This is a genomic window from Polaromonas sp. P1_G1 (genome assembly GCF_056405595.1).
Genome location: NZ_JBFUBU010000065.1, coordinates 24,924 through 40,085, shown reverse-complemented (window position 1 = coordinate 40,085; position 15,162 = coordinate 24,924). Strand labels below are relative to the sequence as shown.

General features: G+C 65.6%; 17 protein-coding genes. 6 read left to right on the top strand and 11 right to left on the bottom strand.

Translation table 11 applies throughout. The features are described from left to right. Positions 1–359: 359 nt before the first annotated feature. Positions 360–1,463, bottom strand: coding sequence for a saccharopine dehydrogenase family protein (locus AC1D1Y_RS23980; RefSeq protein WP_477684549.1), 1,104 nt, complete (start codon positions 1,461–1,463; stop codon positions 360–362). Between the two features lie 155 nt (positions 1,464–1,618). Here AC1D1Y_RS23980 and AC1D1Y_RS23975 point away from each other — a divergent pair, with 155 nt between their 5' ends. After that, positions 1,619–2,050, top strand: coding sequence for an Lrp/AsnC family transcriptional regulator (locus tag AC1D1Y_RS23975; protein WP_477651961.1), 432 nt, complete (start codon positions 1,619–1,621; stop codon positions 2,048–2,050). A 59-nt stretch (positions 2,051–2,109) separates the two neighbouring features. Here the strand turns inward: AC1D1Y_RS23975 and AC1D1Y_RS23970 are convergent, their stop codons facing one another. The 5 genes from AC1D1Y_RS23970 to trhO all read right to left on the bottom strand — a co-directional run bounded on the left by AC1D1Y_RS23970 (position 2,110) and on the right by trhO (position 5,541). Then, positions 2,110–2,781 carry a hypothetical protein gene (locus AC1D1Y_RS23970; protein WP_477684548.1) on the bottom strand — a complete coding sequence of 224 codons (672 nt, stop codon included), beginning with the start codon at positions 2,779–2,781 and terminating at the stop codon, positions 2,110–2,112. A 14-nt stretch (positions 2,782–2,795) separates the two neighbouring features. After that, positions 2,796–3,353 (bottom strand): hypothetical protein, encoded by a 558-nt coding sequence (locus AC1D1Y_RS23965; RefSeq protein ID WP_477651959.1) that lies wholly within the window; start codon positions 3,351–3,353, stop codon positions 2,796–2,798. An 8-nt stretch (positions 3,354–3,361) separates the two neighbouring features. Further along, complete coding sequence (locus tag AC1D1Y_RS23960) at positions 3,362–3,811, bottom strand: DUF2628 domain-containing protein (protein ID WP_477684547.1); 450 nt, start codon at positions 3,809–3,811, stop codon at positions 3,362–3,364. 104 nt (positions 3,812–3,915) lie between these two features. Beyond that, positions 3,916–4,581 (bottom strand): glutathione S-transferase, encoded by a 666-nt coding sequence (locus tag AC1D1Y_RS23955; RefSeq protein ID WP_477684546.1) that lies wholly within the window; start codon positions 4,579–4,581, stop codon positions 3,916–3,918. Between the two features lie 12 nt (positions 4,582–4,593). Next, on the bottom strand, positions 4,594–5,541 hold the full coding sequence (gene trhO / locus AC1D1Y_RS23950) for an oxygen-dependent tRNA uridine(34) hydroxylase TrhO (RefSeq protein ID WP_477684545.1): 948 nt from the start codon (positions 5,539–5,541) through the stop codon (positions 4,594–4,596). Between the two features lie 276 nt (positions 5,542–5,817). On the opposite strand from trhO, the gene AC1D1Y_RS23945 reads away from it, so the two are divergent. Both AC1D1Y_RS23945 and AC1D1Y_RS23940 read left to right on the top strand, forming a co-directional pair. Then, entirely contained in the window at positions 5,818–7,041 is a 1,224-nt protein-coding gene (locus AC1D1Y_RS23945) for an extracellular catalytic domain type 1 short-chain-length polyhydroxyalkanoate depolymerase (RefSeq protein WP_477684544.1), read from the top strand. A gap of 343 nt (positions 7,042–7,384) precedes the next feature. Then, on the top strand, positions 7,385–8,140 hold the full coding sequence (locus tag AC1D1Y_RS23940; protein WP_477684543.1) for a hypothetical protein: 756 nt from the start codon (positions 7,385–7,387) through the stop codon (positions 8,138–8,140). A gap of 143 nt (positions 8,141–8,283) precedes the next feature. Here AC1D1Y_RS23940 and AC1D1Y_RS23935 read toward each other — a convergent pair whose 3' ends face one another. From AC1D1Y_RS23935 to AC1D1Y_RS23925, 3 genes are all read right to left on the bottom strand, one after another. Next, positions 8,284–9,156 carry an alpha/beta hydrolase gene (locus AC1D1Y_RS23935; protein WP_477684542.1) on the bottom strand — a complete coding sequence of 291 codons (873 nt, stop codon included), beginning with the start codon at positions 9,154–9,156 and terminating at the stop codon, positions 8,284–8,286. 87 nt (positions 9,157–9,243) lie between these two features. Then, complete coding sequence (locus AC1D1Y_RS23930) at positions 9,244–9,555, bottom strand: EF-hand domain-containing protein (protein WP_477684541.1); 312 nt, start codon at positions 9,553–9,555, stop codon at positions 9,244–9,246. Positions 9,556–9,607: 52 nt separating this feature from the next. Continuing rightward, entirely contained in the window at positions 9,608–10,141 is a 534-nt protein-coding gene (locus AC1D1Y_RS23925; protein WP_477684540.1) for a hypothetical protein, read from the bottom strand. 277 nt (positions 10,142–10,418) lie between these two features. Here AC1D1Y_RS23925 and ompR point away from each other — a divergent pair, with 277 nt between their 5' ends. Next, positions 10,419–11,168, top strand: coding sequence for an osmolarity response regulator transcription factor OmpR (gene ompR / locus AC1D1Y_RS23920; protein ID WP_477684539.1), 750 nt, complete (start codon positions 10,419–10,421; stop codon positions 11,166–11,168). Further along, positions 11,165–12,478, top strand: coding sequence for an ATP-binding protein (locus AC1D1Y_RS23915; RefSeq protein WP_477684538.1), 1,314 nt, complete (start codon positions 11,165–11,167; stop codon positions 12,476–12,478). The genes ompR and AC1D1Y_RS23915 overlap by 4 nt, the downstream gene beginning before the upstream one ends. 69 nt (positions 12,479–12,547) lie before the next feature. Here AC1D1Y_RS23915 and AC1D1Y_RS23910 read toward each other — a convergent pair whose 3' ends face one another. After that, positions 12,548–13,222: a porin family protein gene (locus AC1D1Y_RS23910; protein WP_477684537.1), complete on the bottom strand. Its 675-nt coding sequence runs from the start codon at positions 13,220–13,222 to the stop codon at positions 12,548–12,550. A 247-nt stretch (positions 13,223–13,469) separates the two neighbouring features. Continuing rightward, positions 13,470–14,102 (bottom strand): NADPH-dependent F420 reductase, encoded by a 633-nt coding sequence (locus AC1D1Y_RS23905; protein ID WP_477684536.1) that lies wholly within the window; start codon positions 14,100–14,102, stop codon positions 13,470–13,472. 108 nt (positions 14,103–14,210) lie between these two features. On the opposite strand from AC1D1Y_RS23905, the gene AC1D1Y_RS23900 reads away from it, so the two are divergent. After that, positions 14,211–15,140, top strand: a complete 930-nt coding sequence (locus AC1D1Y_RS23900) for a LysR family transcriptional regulator (RefSeq protein ID WP_477684535.1) — start codon at positions 14,211–14,213, stop codon at positions 15,138–15,140. Positions 15,141–15,162: the final 22 nt, after the last annotated feature.

The following is a 15,162-nucleotide window of genomic DNA, read 5'->3' as shown; positions in this document are numbered from 1 at the left end:
AATACTGAAAACCACAAGGACTCGCCTTGGCGAGTCCTTGTTTGTATTTGTCTTCTTGGTTTCTTGGTATTTCTGTCTTTGTCCCCGCTCCCGCTTGCCCCGTCCTGGCTGGGCCGAGGAGCGCAGACGTAGGCGGATCAGGGATCGCGTTGTTTGAGCCGAAGGCGAGTTTAGCGAGACCCCGTCTGGACCGAGCACCGCAGGTTGCCCGTAGCGAAGCGGAGGGACGCAGCAACCAGGGTCGCCTTTTCTTTTGCTTACTTTTMTTTTGGCGAAGCAAAAGAAAAGTGAGTAGCCGCCGGGCTACCCCCGGCCAGCAAGATCAAGAGAGGGGCGCGCCGCCGGAGCAAGAACCGAACTCAAGCCGCAGCTTGTTCCGCAGCATGCTCCGCATAAGCCCTCCCAAACCGATTCCCCAAAAAATCCCCCAACGCAATCTCCTCCTGGCGGATGAACCCCCGCGCCGGCAACCGCCCAGTCGCCAGCAAATCCAGCACCGCACAGATACCAGAAGCCGTGGTGACCTGGATCGCGCTGCGCAGCACGCCATCGACCACCTGGCTGTAAACCTTGTGGGCATAGGTCTCCTGCATGAGCCGGCCTTCGCGCTGGCCGCTGACGGTGACGAAGACGATGACCACGTCCTGCAGCGTCACGGGCAGGGCGTTTTCGAGCAGGTCCTTGAGCACGTGCCGGCGCTCGCGCAGGCGCAGGTCGTTAAGCAGCACCTTCATGATGGCCGCGTGGCCCGGGTAGCGAATGGTTTTGTAATTGAGGTGGGTGACCTTGCCCTGCAGGGTTTCGCACAGGGTGCCCAGGCCGCCCGAGGTGTTGAAGGCTTCATACGTCACGCCGTCGAGCGAGAACTCCTCGTGCTCGGCCAGCGGCGGCACCTGGCGCAGCACGCCTTCGACAATCGCTTCGCAAGGCTCGCAGTACTCGTTGATGACGCCGTCGGTGCTCCAGGTCAGGTTGTAGTTGAGCGCGTTCGACGGGAACTGGGGCAGTGCGCCCACGCGCATGCGCACGCTGTGCAGGCTGTCAAAACGGCGGCACAGGTCGGCCGCGACGATGGAGACAAAACCCGGGGCCAGGCCGCACTGCGGGATCAGCGCCGAGCTTGCGCCGGCTGCCGCCAGCTCCTTCACGCGCCGTGTACTGGCCACGTCTTCCGTCAGGTCCAGGTAATGCACGCCCTGGGCCACGGCGGCTTCGGCGATCGCCGTGGTCAGGTGAAACGGCGCCGCGCTGAGCACCGCATACTGCCCGGCCAGCGCCTCACGCAGGGCTTGTGGATTGCTGATGTCCAGCGCCAGCCGCTGCACGCGCGGGCCGGTGCTGATGCCGGCCAGCGCTGCCGGCGAGGCGTCGGCGACGGTCACCGAATAGTCCCCGGTGGCGCCCAGCAGCGCGGCGATGGCGGAACCGATTTTCCCGGCGCCTGCAACCATGATCTTTTTCATGAGGGTCTCCTTGGATAGTGCACCCCGATGCAGAGGCATGGACCATTGTGGAAGCCCGGGCAGGCGGTTACCAGTATCAATTCAGGCGAAATAGCGCCATACTTTAGGTGGATTTGCTATCTAAATACGCGATTTAACTAATTTGAATGAATGCCATGCAACTCGACGCCATAGACCAGACCCTGCTGGCTGAACTGCGCGACAACGCGCGCTGCCCCATGGCCTTGCTCGCGCGCAAGGTCGGCTTGTCGCGCACGGCGGTGCAGGCCCGCATCACACGGCTGGAGCGCGACAAGGTCATCACCGGCTACGGCGCGCGCACCGGCGATGCCTATGAGCAGTCGCAGGTGTCGGCCCACGTGATGCTGACCGTCGGCCCCAAGCTCACGGGCACGGTGGAGGCGGCGCTGCGCAAGATCCCCGAAGTGCGCTCGCTGCTGTCCATCAGCGGCGCCTACGACATGATCGCCATCGTGCAGGCCGGCTCCATCGAAAGGCTGGATGCGCTGATAGACGGCATAGGGTTGCTGGACGGCGTGGAGCGCACGCATACCTCGGTGGTGCTGTCGACGCGGATACAGCGCTGAGGCGTCTCTCTCTTTCTTGCTCCCTCTCCAAGGGGGAGAGGGAGTAAAGCTCAAACCGCCTAGTCGTCGTTGACAACCGACCAGCGGCCCGCTTTCAATTCAAGGCGCTTGGGACACGATTTGGACTCGAGCAGATCCGGCGTGCACAGTCCAGCGACCCTGATGGTGGACGGCCCGCTCCAGCGCGTGTCAGTCGGGCTCCAGTCGCCGGCGTCCGGCCCGTAGGTGTACTCGACTCGGGGCTTGCCCTGGTTGATCCTCCAGATCTCCACGCCGTTGCTGTCATAGCGCGCTTCGCCAGCCGCCGAAAAGGCCACGGCTCTTTGGCGGTCGGGTGACACGGCCGGAAATCCCAGCATGGGGTATTGCCGGCCGGTGTTGTGGTCGATGGCGACGTAGCTGCTGCCTTCCCACAGGTGGGCATACAGCACGTGAAGCCGGGCATCCGCCAGGAAGGTGAGGTAGATGTAGCTGACGTCCTGGTCGCTCTCGTTGTTGACGTCCCTCAGCCGCACTGTCTTGTGGGCGGTGCGTATGCTTAAGAGCGGGCCCGCTCGCGAGAACCGGAACGACCGGGCGGACTTCGCCTGGACGCGCTCTATGGTTTGGGCGCATTCAAAAGAGGGCTGCTGGTTCTGGCAATGCACCAGAAGCTTCTGGTAGGCCGGCGGCTCGGCCTTGCCGGGGCCGGCCAGCAAGGCGAGTGGCAACAGCAAGAGGAGGGTGCGCATCGCCTGTGCCGCAATCACTGCGGCGGCAAAAAGGCGCCCCATAGCGTCATGATCATGAGGGGGATGCCGAGCACCACGCCCACCCAGTTCCAGGCGGAGAAACGGCTATTGGGTTCGTGGCCCGGCGCCACTTTCCGGTTCAGTTCGTTGATGAAGCCCTGCACCGGCAGCAGCACAAAAATACTGGCCAGGCAGATCAGCCAGTAAGGGTCGGGTAGCTTCCATAACAGGTTGGGGATGATCCAGGCCGCGGCCAGGCCGCCCGCCTCCATCTTCGCGGCGGGTGAGTCGGGGTCGTGTTTTTTGACGCGGTCCAGCAGCGAATAGAAAAAGAACACGCCGAAGAAGGCGCGCCAGAAAGGCATGATGTTTTTTTCGTCCGTGCGCAGGCGCACCATCTTCCAGTTCTTGTACAGCCAGTACATCTGGTAAAGGCCCAGCGTGCTGAAGAACATCACCAGCAGCTTGAGCCGCGAAACCGGGAAGAAGGGCGGGGCGTCCGCTCCGGCATCGGGTATCTCGGCAACGTCGGCGACCGGGGCCTGGGGTGGGGCGTAGGGATTGGGGTTCATGTGTGCTCCTACCACCAGCCGTTTTGCCTGAGCACCATCTTCTTGTAGTAATCGATGTTGGAGCGGGCCGCGAAGATGGCCGCGACGCCATAGCCCAGCGAGCTGCTGAAGCGGCCCAGGCCCATCATTCCCAGCACGAACTGGAGCAGCAGCACCACCGCCACGCACACCACAAACAGGCTGATGGCCTTTTTCCACATGCCTTTGGTGAGGTAATAAAAGGGGCCGAACAGGAAAGCCAGCACGCTGAAGCCGAGCTTCATGCGTTCGCCGACGCTGAGGGCCTTGAACTGGGGCAGCTTGACGCCGCCGGCTTTTTCGATGAGCTGGAACTTGGTCTTCCAGCTATCGGAAATCGGCAGCTCGGCGATGTTGGCGGTGGCCAGCGGGGCGTGCACATCGCTGACCGGCGCCTGCGGCGGCGCAAAAGGGTTGGGCTGGGGCGTGGGCTGGCTCAAGATATTCCTCCCGTTGATGTCTGTTATGGTCGCTGCCGGTGTGCAGCCTGGGCTGCGGCGCGGCCGGTTTGTGGTCCGGTCTGGGCGTCGCTGTGTGGTTTATATCAGCATTGAACCTGGACGTCGCTTGCCTGCCACGGCGCATGCTTTTCCATCACGCCCTGGAAGCGCGCGCCGGCCTCAAAGCCCGCCAGCCAGGCCTGCAGGCGCGGCCAGGGTTGGCCGGCAAACCAGGCGGCGTCGGTATGGGCGAACTGGCGCACAAAGGGCAGCAGGGCCATGTCGGCCAAGCTGGCGCGCGGGCCGAACAGCCATCCTTCGTTCAGCATGCCGTCCAGCTTGGCCAGCCACGCGGCACCTTGCGCGCGATGCAGTTGCGCGAACGCCTGAACATCGCCTGCGGATTCTTCAGGATAGCGGTGCGGGTATTTGTAGCGGTCCAGGTCGCGCTTGAAGTCCCCGTCATTGCCGGCCACCAGCGCCAGCATGTCCTCGATGGCGCCTCGTGGCGGTAGCAGCCAGCTTTCCGGGTCCTTGCGCCGCAGCGCCCACAGCATCACGTCCAGGCTCTGGTCAATGACCGTGCCGTCAGGCAACACCAGCACCGGCACCGTGCCCTTGGGCGAGGCGGCCAGCAGCTCGGCGGGTTTGTCGCGCAGCACGACTTCGCGCAACTCATACGCTTCGCCGCTCGCTGCCAATGCGAGCCGCGCGCGCATCGCATAGGGGCAGCGGCGAAAGGAATACAGGACGGGCAGGGCGCCGCTCATGGGGCAAAGGGGTCAGGCGCCGGGCTGGCGCACGCCTATGTGCGCGGCCTGGCGTTTTTCGGCGAGCTCGACCTGGCGCTGACGCTCACGGTAGCCGGCTTTTTGTTCTTCCGTTGTTTTGCCGTGGCAGTGCGGGCAGCTCACGCCGAGTTCATACAGAGGCGACTGGCGGTCTTCCTCGCTGAGCGGGTCGCGGCACGACCTGCACAGCGTGAAACCGCCGGGCTTGAGCCCGTGGCCCACCGAGACACGCTCGTCGAACACAAAACATTCGCCCTGCCAGCTGCTTTGGGCCTCGGGCACGGTCTCCAGGTATTTGAGGATGCCGCCTTCAAGGTGGTAGACCTCTTCAAAGCCCTTGGAGCGCAGCAGCGCTGTGGATTTTTCGCAGCGTATGCCGCCGGTGCAGAACATCGCAACCTTGGGTTTCTTGCCGTCCTGCGCCGCCAGCTTGCCGCCCTCGGCCATTTCGCGTTCCACCCAGCTTGGCAGTTCCGAAAAACTGCCGGTGTGCGGGTTGATCGCGCCTTCAAAAGTGCCGATGGAGACCTCGTAGTCGTTGCGCGTGTCGACCAGCACCACGCCGGGCTCGCTGATCAGCCGGTTCCAGTCCTGCGGCTTGACGTATTCCCCGGCCATCAGCGCCGGGTGGACTTCGGGCACACCCATGGTGACGATCTCGCGCTTGAGGCGCACCTTCATGCGGTAGAAGGGCATCTCCGCGGCCCAGGCCTCCTTGTGCTCCAGATTGGCGAGGCGCGGGTCGGCGCGCAGAAAAGCCAGCACCGCCCGCACGCCTTCGGGCAGGCCCGCGATGGTGCCGTTGATGCCTTCAGGCGCCAGCAGCAGCGTGCCCTTGACGCCATGCGCCTCGCAACGCGCGAGCAGCGGCGCCTGCAGCGCGGCGAAGTCGGGCAGCTCGACGAATTGGTACAGGGCGGCAGTCAGAAAGGGGGACATGGGGCGGATAAAACGGGATGAAACGGGTTGGGAGGGCCCGAAGAGGCTTTTTAAGGCGTGCGGGCCAAGCCTTTAATGGTAACGGCCTGGGCTTTTACGCCACCAAAACCTGATTTTGTGACAAAAGGCACCTGATTCAAGCCAGGCGGCAGCGCTTTAAGCCTCTGCCCGGTAGACATTTTGCTGCAATGCAGCAAAATAACCGTGTACTTATTAAAGACACCCGTCCAGACCGCGCCGGCCACCCTTCATGACTTCCCAAGCACAAGCCCTTCCATGCCCAAAAGCCTGAGCAGCCTCTGGCTGAAAAGCCTGCGCCGCGTCAGCAAGGCCCAGCAGGCCCAGCAAGCGCGGGGCCTGCGCCTGCTGGAAAGCCTGCTGCCCACAGCCATGCCGGCTACGAAGCCGCGCAGGCCAAAGCTCAAACTGGTCAAGCCCGCCGTGGCCCGGCCCGCCAAAAAAGCGCGCCGCCCCACGGCCGTACAGACCCGCGCGGCCGCGGGCTTGCCCGGTACCTGGCGCAAGGCCTGGTTCAGCGTGCCGGCGGACGGCCCCTTCGGGCATGCCCGGCGCATGCTGTACTGGCTCTACCTTCCCGCCAGCGCGGCCGGGGTGCCTGATACCCCCGCGGCGCCGCGCCCGCTTGTCGTGATGCTGCACGGCTGCAAGCAGACGGCGGCCGACTTCGCGGCCGGTAGCCGCATGAACGCGCTGGCCGAACGCAAGGGTTTCGCGGTGCTGTACCCGCAACAATCGGCCACGGCCGACGCGCATCGCTGCTGGCACTGGTATCGGCGCGACACGCAGCGCGGCGAGGGTGACGTCGAGCTGATCGCCGCGATGATCGCGCAGGTGCAGCGCAAGCACGGCCTGGACACTTCGCGCACCTATGTCGCGGGCCTCTCGGCCGGCGCCGCGCTGGCTGCCATCGTGGCCTTGCGCCACCCGGAGCTGATCGCCGCCGTGGGCATGCATTCGGCGCCGGTGTTCGGCACCACGCATTCGCCCTTCAGCGCCTACCGCGCCATGCAGCACGGCTCGGGCTCGTCTTACAGTGCCGCGGCGCGCGAATTTTCCGTTATGCAGCCGCAGTTCCCCGGCATGCCCGCCATCCTGGTCCACGGCGACCACGACAACGTGGTGCGGCGTGTCAACGCCGACCAGCTGGCTGAACAGTTTGAAATCATCAACGGCCCGGCCCTCACGCAGGGCGCATCGCACGAAGGCCCCGTGGTACGCCGCCACCCCGAGCGCCGCGGCGGCCGCAAGCCGCGCCACGCCTACCAGACCGCCACCTGGTATGCCGGCCGAAAGCCGCAACTGGTGAGGTGTGATGTCGATGCGCTGGGCCACGCCTGGAGCGGCGGCGACGCGAGTGTCGAATTCAACGAGCCCGACGGGCCCGACGCTTCGCTGCTGATGTGGACCTTCTTCAGCTACCACCGCCGCAATGCCGTCGTGGCGGCGGCGGAAGCGGGTGAGCCGCTGCAGAAACCTTGACCCCTGGTTCCAGTTCAATATCTGGCGCATTCATGCACGTCCCGTCGCGGTGAGCCCGGTCGGTGATCGCGGCGCATCATCGCGCCGCGATCGCATGGCATTAAAGCCAGGCCCTTCGTCTTCAGGCGCACGATGGTGCAGGCAACTATTTCACGCTTTCAAGAAATAAATCCCGATCCGCAACAGTTCGTTGCAATTCGTGCGCATGGCTCTCCGGGCCTCTGTTGGGTGGTCGCTAAGATTGCCCGCGGCGCAGCAGGGATGGGCCCGCCGCGCTCCAGGCCACGACGCATATTTGCCCGGGGCCTGCTTTTTATCCAGAACGTAAGGAAGAGGGAGAAGCATGATTAAAAAGATAGCAGGCCAATGGGCCTTGGTGTGGGCCTTGGGGGCCGGCCTGGCGGGAGCGGCTCATGCGGCGGCGCCTGATGTGGGCGGCATTCGCCTCGGCATGGATGTGCAGGAGGCCCTGAATATTGCAAACACCGAGCTGAAAAACAATGTCTATGTGTCCACCACGAAAACCGCGCTGAAGCTCACCATAGACGGCAGAACCGGTACCTTCGACAACTACACCTACGTCCCCAAATTCAACAACACAGCCAAGAACCTGAACTTCAGCATTTCGCCTTTGACCAACAAGGTGTGGGCCATCGCCAAGACGGAATACCCGGCGGGGGACCGGCCCGCATTGAAGGCCATCGCGGATGCATCGGCCAAATACGGCAAAGTCAGTCCGGCCAGCCTGCGCCCCGAGGGCTATAGCCAGCACTGGATGTATGACAAGGCGGGCAAGGAAATCGAGTGGGTCAACGTGTACGACAAGCCCAGGAACGGCAACTGCTTCGAGTCTCTCAAGGACTATTTCGTGGGCGGCGTCGTGACCGGCTATCTGTATTACCCCGTGGCACCGACCTATGCTTGCAGCACGATCTACAGCGTATCGTCCAAGTCCAGCAAACAGGACGGCCTGGCCGACAAATTCTCGTCCTTTGCCATGGATGTCAGCGCGTTTGCCGACTGGTACAAGGTGCTGGATGCGCAGAGGACCAAGGCGCTGGAAAGTGAAAAAAGCCGCGCGGCCAAGCCTTCACTCTGAGTGATGCCGGGCATTGGCGCGAAATTCGTGGAATTGTTGAATCGATGAATCGCGCCATCCCCATCCCTTATGCCATGTGAGGAACGAGGGCGATGAACACGAACCGGCGGGGCAACCCGCTGGTTTTTTTTATTGGAGGGCTGTCAGCGCGGCAGCAAACCCGTGATGAAACCGTCGACCGCCTCGGTGTACGCACCGGGCAGGCCCAGCGTGGTGTTGACCTGTGCATGCGTGAGGTCCTGCGGCAGCACGCTCGCGCGGCCGCCCTGGGCCGTGGCCTTGGCGGCAAAGTCGCGCGCCTGGGCGCAGGGGTTGTCCGCGCGTTGCGTCGAGCACACCAGCAGCATGGGCGCGGCGCCCGGCGCCAGCACGCTGCTGGGCGACACGCTGCGCCAGTAAGCCGGGTCGGCGCCGAACACGCGGTCGTAAAAGCGCATGTGCCGCGCTTGCATGATGCGTTCCAGGTCCAGCGCGGCGCTGTCGAGCGCGACCGTGCCCAGCCAGGGCTGGGCGCCGGCCTCGCGCGCCAGCGACGGCGAGGCCGCCAGCAGCGCCGCCAGGTGCGCGCCGGCCGAATGCCCCATGAGGATGAACTTCGCCGGGTCACCGCCCCAGGAGGCCGCTAGGCCCTGCGCCTTGGCCAGCGCCGCGGCCACGTCGCGCGCCTGCAGCAGCGGGTCGGCCTGCGGCGAGAGGCGGTAGCCCACCGAGACAAAAACATAGCCCTTTTGCCGGACCCAGTACGCGACCTTGTTGTCGACCACATTGGACATGGCCTTGTTGCCCACCATCCACGCGCCGCCGTGCACCATGACGATGACAGGCGCTTTCGCCGTCTCCGTCGCGGACGCCGGCAGGTACACGTCCATGCGCTGGCGCGAATCCGTGCCATAAGCGATGTCGGCCATGCGGCGCACACCGTCAGGCACGGCCGGCGCGGCCGCGGCAAAGGTGGCCGAGAAAAGCAGCGTGGCGACAAGGCCGGCCTGTCGCGCACGGGTGGCAAGAGGGGTCATCAAAATCTCCAGTCAAACAGCGCCCGGTGGGGCGCCATCGAGGTTAAACCATTCATGCGGCGGGAGGCTCACGTTGAAGCGGCAGCATCAGCCGGCCGGCTTGCGCGCGCCTTTTTTCGACACCACAAAGGCCTCGATGTCGGCCAGCGAAATCGCGCCCGCATGGCTGGCGTCGATGGCGTCAAAGTTTTTGTACACCTTGGGCATTTTGGCCTGCGCTTCTTCGCGGGTCAGCTTGCCGTCCTTGTTGGTGTCGGCCGCTTCAAAGCGTTTTTGCAGCTCGGTGCGGGCTTTTTCCATGCGGTCGGCCTTGGGTGCCTGGGCATGGGCCGCGGCGCCCAGTGCCAGCAGGCCCATGATTGAAATTGAAAGTGCGCGCAGGGTGGAAGAAGACATCATGAAAGTACTCCGGTTAAACAGGGGATAAGCGAGAGGTGTAAGGGGGGCACGCTCAGCGCGACGGGCAGCTCATGCTTGCGCCGCTGGCGTCATAGCAGGTCGTGCTGCGGGTGACACCGGTGGCCTGGTTATAGGACGCCGTGCTTTGCACGCTGTTGCCGGTGGCGGCGCTGGTGGCACTGGTATTGCGGTTGGCGTTGATGGCGCCGTCGGCGGTTTTGCTGCTGCTGCCGCTGCTTTCCACGCTGCCTTTGGCGCCGCTGGCGGCAAAACTGCCGCTGCGCTGCGCGGAGCCGTCCGCGCTGCGGCTGGCCTGGCCCGAGCGCACGGCGGTGGCACCGTTAGGGCCTGTGGTGGAGACGTTACCCGCAGTGCTGGCGTTGCCTTGCCCATCGGCGGTGGTGCTGCGGTTGCGCACCCGTGTGCCGCCTTGTGGACCCTGGCGGGTGACGGCCTTGGTGACGGAGGTGCCGCCGTCGGCATGGGCCCGCAGCACCTGGCGGCTGGCCGTTTCGGCGGCGGGGGCGGCAAAACCCGCTGCGAGCAGGGCGCATGCCAGGGCGGTGGAGGAAAGCGTGGTTTTCATGGCGAACTCCTTGGGGTTGACGTTGAACGGTGAAGGGTTTTGAGGTTTCGGCCGCATTGCAGCGCCGTGATGCCACTGTGGCCGCGAGATGTGAGCCAACCATGGCTGGCGCCGGCCTCTTGATGACAAGGCATGAACAAAGCGCGGCTTTGTCATCGTTTGTCATGATTTGCCGGGTGGACGGCCCGGTGCGGGCCGCTACCATGGGGCATCTTTCTTGCAGTGGGATGTTTCTGATGCTGGTTTCCAACGCGCTTTTGCGGGCAGGCCCCTCACCATGAGCGAGGCATTGGCCCGGGTCCTGGTGGTCGACGACGAGGCCGACCTGCGCAGCCTGCTGCAGCGCTACCTGACCGACCAAGGCTATGCCGTGCGCACGCTGGAAGACGCCAAAACCCTGGACACCCTGCTGGCGCGCGAGCGCTTCGACGTGCTGGTGCTCGATGTCATGATGCCGGGCGAAGACGGCCTGGCGGTGTGCCGCCGCCTGCGCGCGCAGGGTGAAACCATTCCCATCGTCATGCTCACCGCCCGCGGCGACCCGGTGGACCGCATCGTCGGCCTGGAGATGGGGGCCGACGATTACCTGCCCAAGCCATTCAACCCGCGCGAGCTGCTGGCCCGCATCCAGGCGCTGGTGCGCCGCCAGCGCATGCTGGGCGCGCACAGCGGTCCCTTGCCCGGCCAGGGCACGGTGCGGTTTGGCGCTTTCACCCTGAAGCTGGAAGCGCGCCGGCTCGAAAAAAATGGCGAAGACCTGCCGCTCACCACCGGTGAGTTCAGCCTGCTGCGGGCGCTGGCCCTGCACCCCAACCGGCCGCTGGGCCGCGACCGCCTGATCGAACTGGCCTACGGCCGCGACCACGAAGCCACCGACCGCAGCATCGACGTGCAGGTCATGCGGCTGCGCAAGCTGATAGAGGCCGACCCATCGCAGCCTGCCCACATCCAGACCGTTTGGGGCGTGGGTTATGTGTTTGTGCCGGAAGGTGGCGCGGCAAAACACGGCAAGGCGGGCAAGCCGTGACACTATTTCCGCGCAGCCTATTCGGCCGCAACGTGTTGCTGATCGTGGTGCTCATCGTGGCGGGCCAGCTGGCCAGTGCGCTGCTGGTGCGCCAGCTGATCGTCAAACCCCGGCTGGCGCAGCTGTCGGTGGCGGTGGCGCGCAATGTCAGTTCCATCCGCGCCGGCCTGGCCGCGTTGCCGCCCGCGCAGCGCGAGGCCTTTGTGGCGCAGTTCAACCGCCGCGCCATGCAGGGCGTGGCGGATGAAGACGGTGACAGCCGCGGCGGACGCCTGTTGCTCAGCCGGCTTGAGCGGCGCTTCGTCAACGAAGCCTCGCGCGGCATTGCGCTGGAAGGCGAAGGCTCTGAAATCATCTGGCGCCGCGAAGCCGGCGGCAGCCTGGCGGTGCGCTTGCGCCTGGACGGCGCCGACCATTGGGTCACGCTGCCCGGCGTGTTGCCGACGCGTGAATTCACCGGCGCCTGGGTCGCGGCCTCGCTCACCAGCGCATTGCTGGCCCTGCTGGGTGCGCTGCTGATTCACCGCTACCTGAACCAACCCCTGCGCCGCGTGATCGCGTCGGCGCACACGCTGGCCGGCGGCGCCAACCCCCAGCCCTTGCCTGAAGACGGTCCCACGGAAATCGCCGGCCTGAGCCGCAGCTTCAACCAGATGGTGCGCAGCCTGGCCCAGGCCGATGATGAACGCACGCTGATGCTGGCCGGGGTGTCGCACGACCTGCGCACGCCGCTGACCAAGCTGCGCCTGGGCATCGAGATCCTGCGCGACAAGGCTGATGAAGAGTTGATGGCCCGCATGACCCGCGGCGTCGAGGAGATGGACGCCATCATCGGCCAGTTCCTCGACTTTGCCCGCAGCACCGACGGTGAAGCGCCGTCGCCGGTGGCCATGGATGTGCTGGCGGCCGAAGTCGCCGCCGCCTCGGCCGCCCAGGGCATGCCGGTGGCGCTGCGGGCCGGCGGGTCGCCGGCCGTGTTGCTGCGCCCGCGCGCCATGCGGCGCGTGCTGACGAACCTCGTCGAAAACGCCTGGCGCCACGGCCGCCCGCCCGTGGCCATGGCCACTGGCGCACAGGATGGTTGTGTCTGGATAGAGGTCACCGATGCGGGCCCCGGCATCCCGCCCGAACAGGCCGAGGCGCTGAAGCAGCCTTTCCGCCGCGCCGAAGGCACGCGCGGCGGCCCGGCCGGCGCCGGCCTGGGCCTGGCCATCGTGGACCGACTGGTGCGCGCCCACGGCGGGACGCTGGCGCTGCTGCCGGCAGACGGCGGCGGGCTGTGCGCCCGCATCACCTTGCCAATAGCCTGAAGGTCTGGCCGGCCTGCGGCTTCAACAAGGCCGGCGCGCGCGGCGCCGGCCGGGATCACCTTCAGAGGTTTAGAGGAAGTGATAGCGAAGGCCGAAGTTGACCTGGTTCACCGCGCTGACACCGGTGGCGGACGTGCCGACGCGGTTGTAGCGCACCAGCTCCGCCGTGGCGTCCACATTCGATGAGATGGCATAGGCGACACCGGCGCCCAGCGCCAGCGAGGTGTTCGAGCCTGTCGTCGATACGTTGGCCGTGCTGCCGGTGGCCGAGGCGGTGTCCAGCGAGGTGTGCCATTGTTCGACGCCGGCGCGTCCGTAAACCGACCATTGGTTGTCGAGCGGCGCGATGCCCAGCACATGCAGGCCGAAGCCGTGCGCCTTCCAGTTGCCTGAAGCGCTGTCCGCCGCCGGCGATGCGATGGCCGACTGCAGGCCGGTTGAGCCTATGCGGTCATAGCTGGCCTCCAAGGCCAGGTTGGGGTTGAAACGATAGCCCAGGCGCAGGCCGCCTGAGGTGCCCGGTGTGCCGGTCGAGGTGCTGCTGGCCAGCCCCTGGTTGCCCAGGGCGCCGTCGATGCTGCCGCCCAGGCCGGACGCGCGGCTAGCGGCGATATTGCCGCCGAGGTAAACATCCTGTGAGCCCGCCGCCAGTGGCGCCGCCTGTGCCGGTTGCGCCAGTGCGGCGCCCAGCGACAGCGCGGCGGTAGACAGCCACAACAATCTGGATGAATAAGTGAACTTCATGATTTCTTTTTCTCCGGAAAAAGCCGGCGCATGGCACCGGCAACTTCAGACCTGCCTGGGCGGGCAATATGCCCTTGTTCAACCCAGGCCGCGCAGGACCCTGCGCCTCGCCATTGAGCGATGGCCCGGTATAGCGGCGGTCTAGCGCCGGTAAACCAACGGTAAAAAAATTGTGACTTTACGCAGTGCGCCGCACCGGAGTGGCCTGTTCCGTCAGTGACGGGTCAGGCTCACGCGGCGGCGGCCCTTACGCGAAGTGCACGAGGTTGAGAATCGGCAGCGGGCCGCCCSGGAACTGCGCCAGGCGCGCGCCCACGGCCAGTGCGCCCAGGTCTATGCCCGAGAAGTCGAGCCGGGCGATCAGTGCGGCCACGGTGGCTTTTGCGGCCGTGTCGTCGCCTGAATAAAACATCACTCGCTTGCCGCCGTGGTCAGCCGGGTCGGTGGCCAGCAGCGCGGCGGCCAGGTGGTTAAAGGCCTTCACCACGCGCGCACCGGGCACCAGGTCCGCCACTATTTCGCTCGACAGTCGGCCGTTCAGTTCGGCGGGCTTGAACAACGGCGCCTCGATCGGGTTGTTGGTGTCGATGACGATGCGGCCGCCGAAATTGGGCAGGCCGGCCAGTGCGGCCGGCAGGCGGCCCCAGTTGACGGCGACAAACACGATGTCCTTGGCGGCCGCCTCTTCACGCGTGCCGGCCGTGATGCCGGAAAGTCCGTGCACCAGGTCCTTGAGCGAGCCCGGGCCGCGGCTGTTCGAGAGGGTGGCGGGGATGCCGTGGCGGGCCAGGATGGCGGCGATGGCCGAGCCGATGGCGCCGGAACCGATGATGCCGATGCTGGGGGTGTTAGCGGCGCTGGTATTGACGGGGGTAGACATGTATTCACTCCTTGGGTTGTTGATGGAGTGAATGATGGGATTTGGATTGCCTTTTGATAAGCCGGTAATGACTTGATTTACCTTCAAGCATTGCTTTAAGATGAGGCGATGGAAACCCTGGCCAACCTCGAATCCTTTGTGCGCAGCGCCGAAAGCCGCAGCTTCTCGGAAGCCGCGCGGCGCCTGGCTTTGACGCCCGCAGCCGTCAGCCGCAATGTCGCGATGCTGGAGCGCAACCTCGGTGTGCGGCTGTTCCAGCGCTCCACGCGCAAGCTCACCCTGACCGAAGCCGGCGAGCGCTTCCTGGTCTCCATAGGCGGAAACCTGGACGCGCTGCAGTCCGCCATCGCGGCACTTGCCGATGACGGCGGTGCGCCCGCCGGCACGCTCAAGGTCAGCATGTCGCCGACCTTTGGTGTCGAACACATAATGCCGCTGCTGCCGGCCTTCCTGGAGCGCTACCCGATGGTGCGCCCCGACTGGTATTTCGAGAATCGCCCGGTCGACCTGATCGCCGAGGGCTACGACGCCGCCATAGGCGGCGGCTTTGAGCTGGCGCCCGGCGTGGTGTCACGCCCTTTGGCCCCGATTCATCTGGTCGCCGTGGCCTCGCCCGCCTATATGGCCGGCCGCCAGCCGCCCATCGACCCTGCGGGCCTGGCCGGGTTCAGCGGCATCGTCATGCGTTCCAGCGCCACGGGCCGGCTTCGCCAGTGGGTGATGCGCGACACGGCCGGCGCCGAAATGCCGGCCGCCCAGGCCGAGTCGGTGCGGGTGAACGACCCGACCGCCATGCGCACCGCGGCGCTGATGGGCCTGGGCGTGACCTTGCTCGCCGTGCCTGACGTGCTGCCGCAACTGGAGCGCGGCGAACTCGTCAGGCTACTGCCGCGCTGGTATGTGGATGCCGGCGCGATCTCGATTTATTACGCCACGCGCAGCCAGATGCCCGCCAAGACCCGCGTCTTTATCGATTTTGTGGCCGAAGCGTTCGAGCGCAATCAGCTGGCCCGGCGCTTTGCCGGCAGCCTCGGGTAGGTTTGCCTCCCGCCGCCAGCAG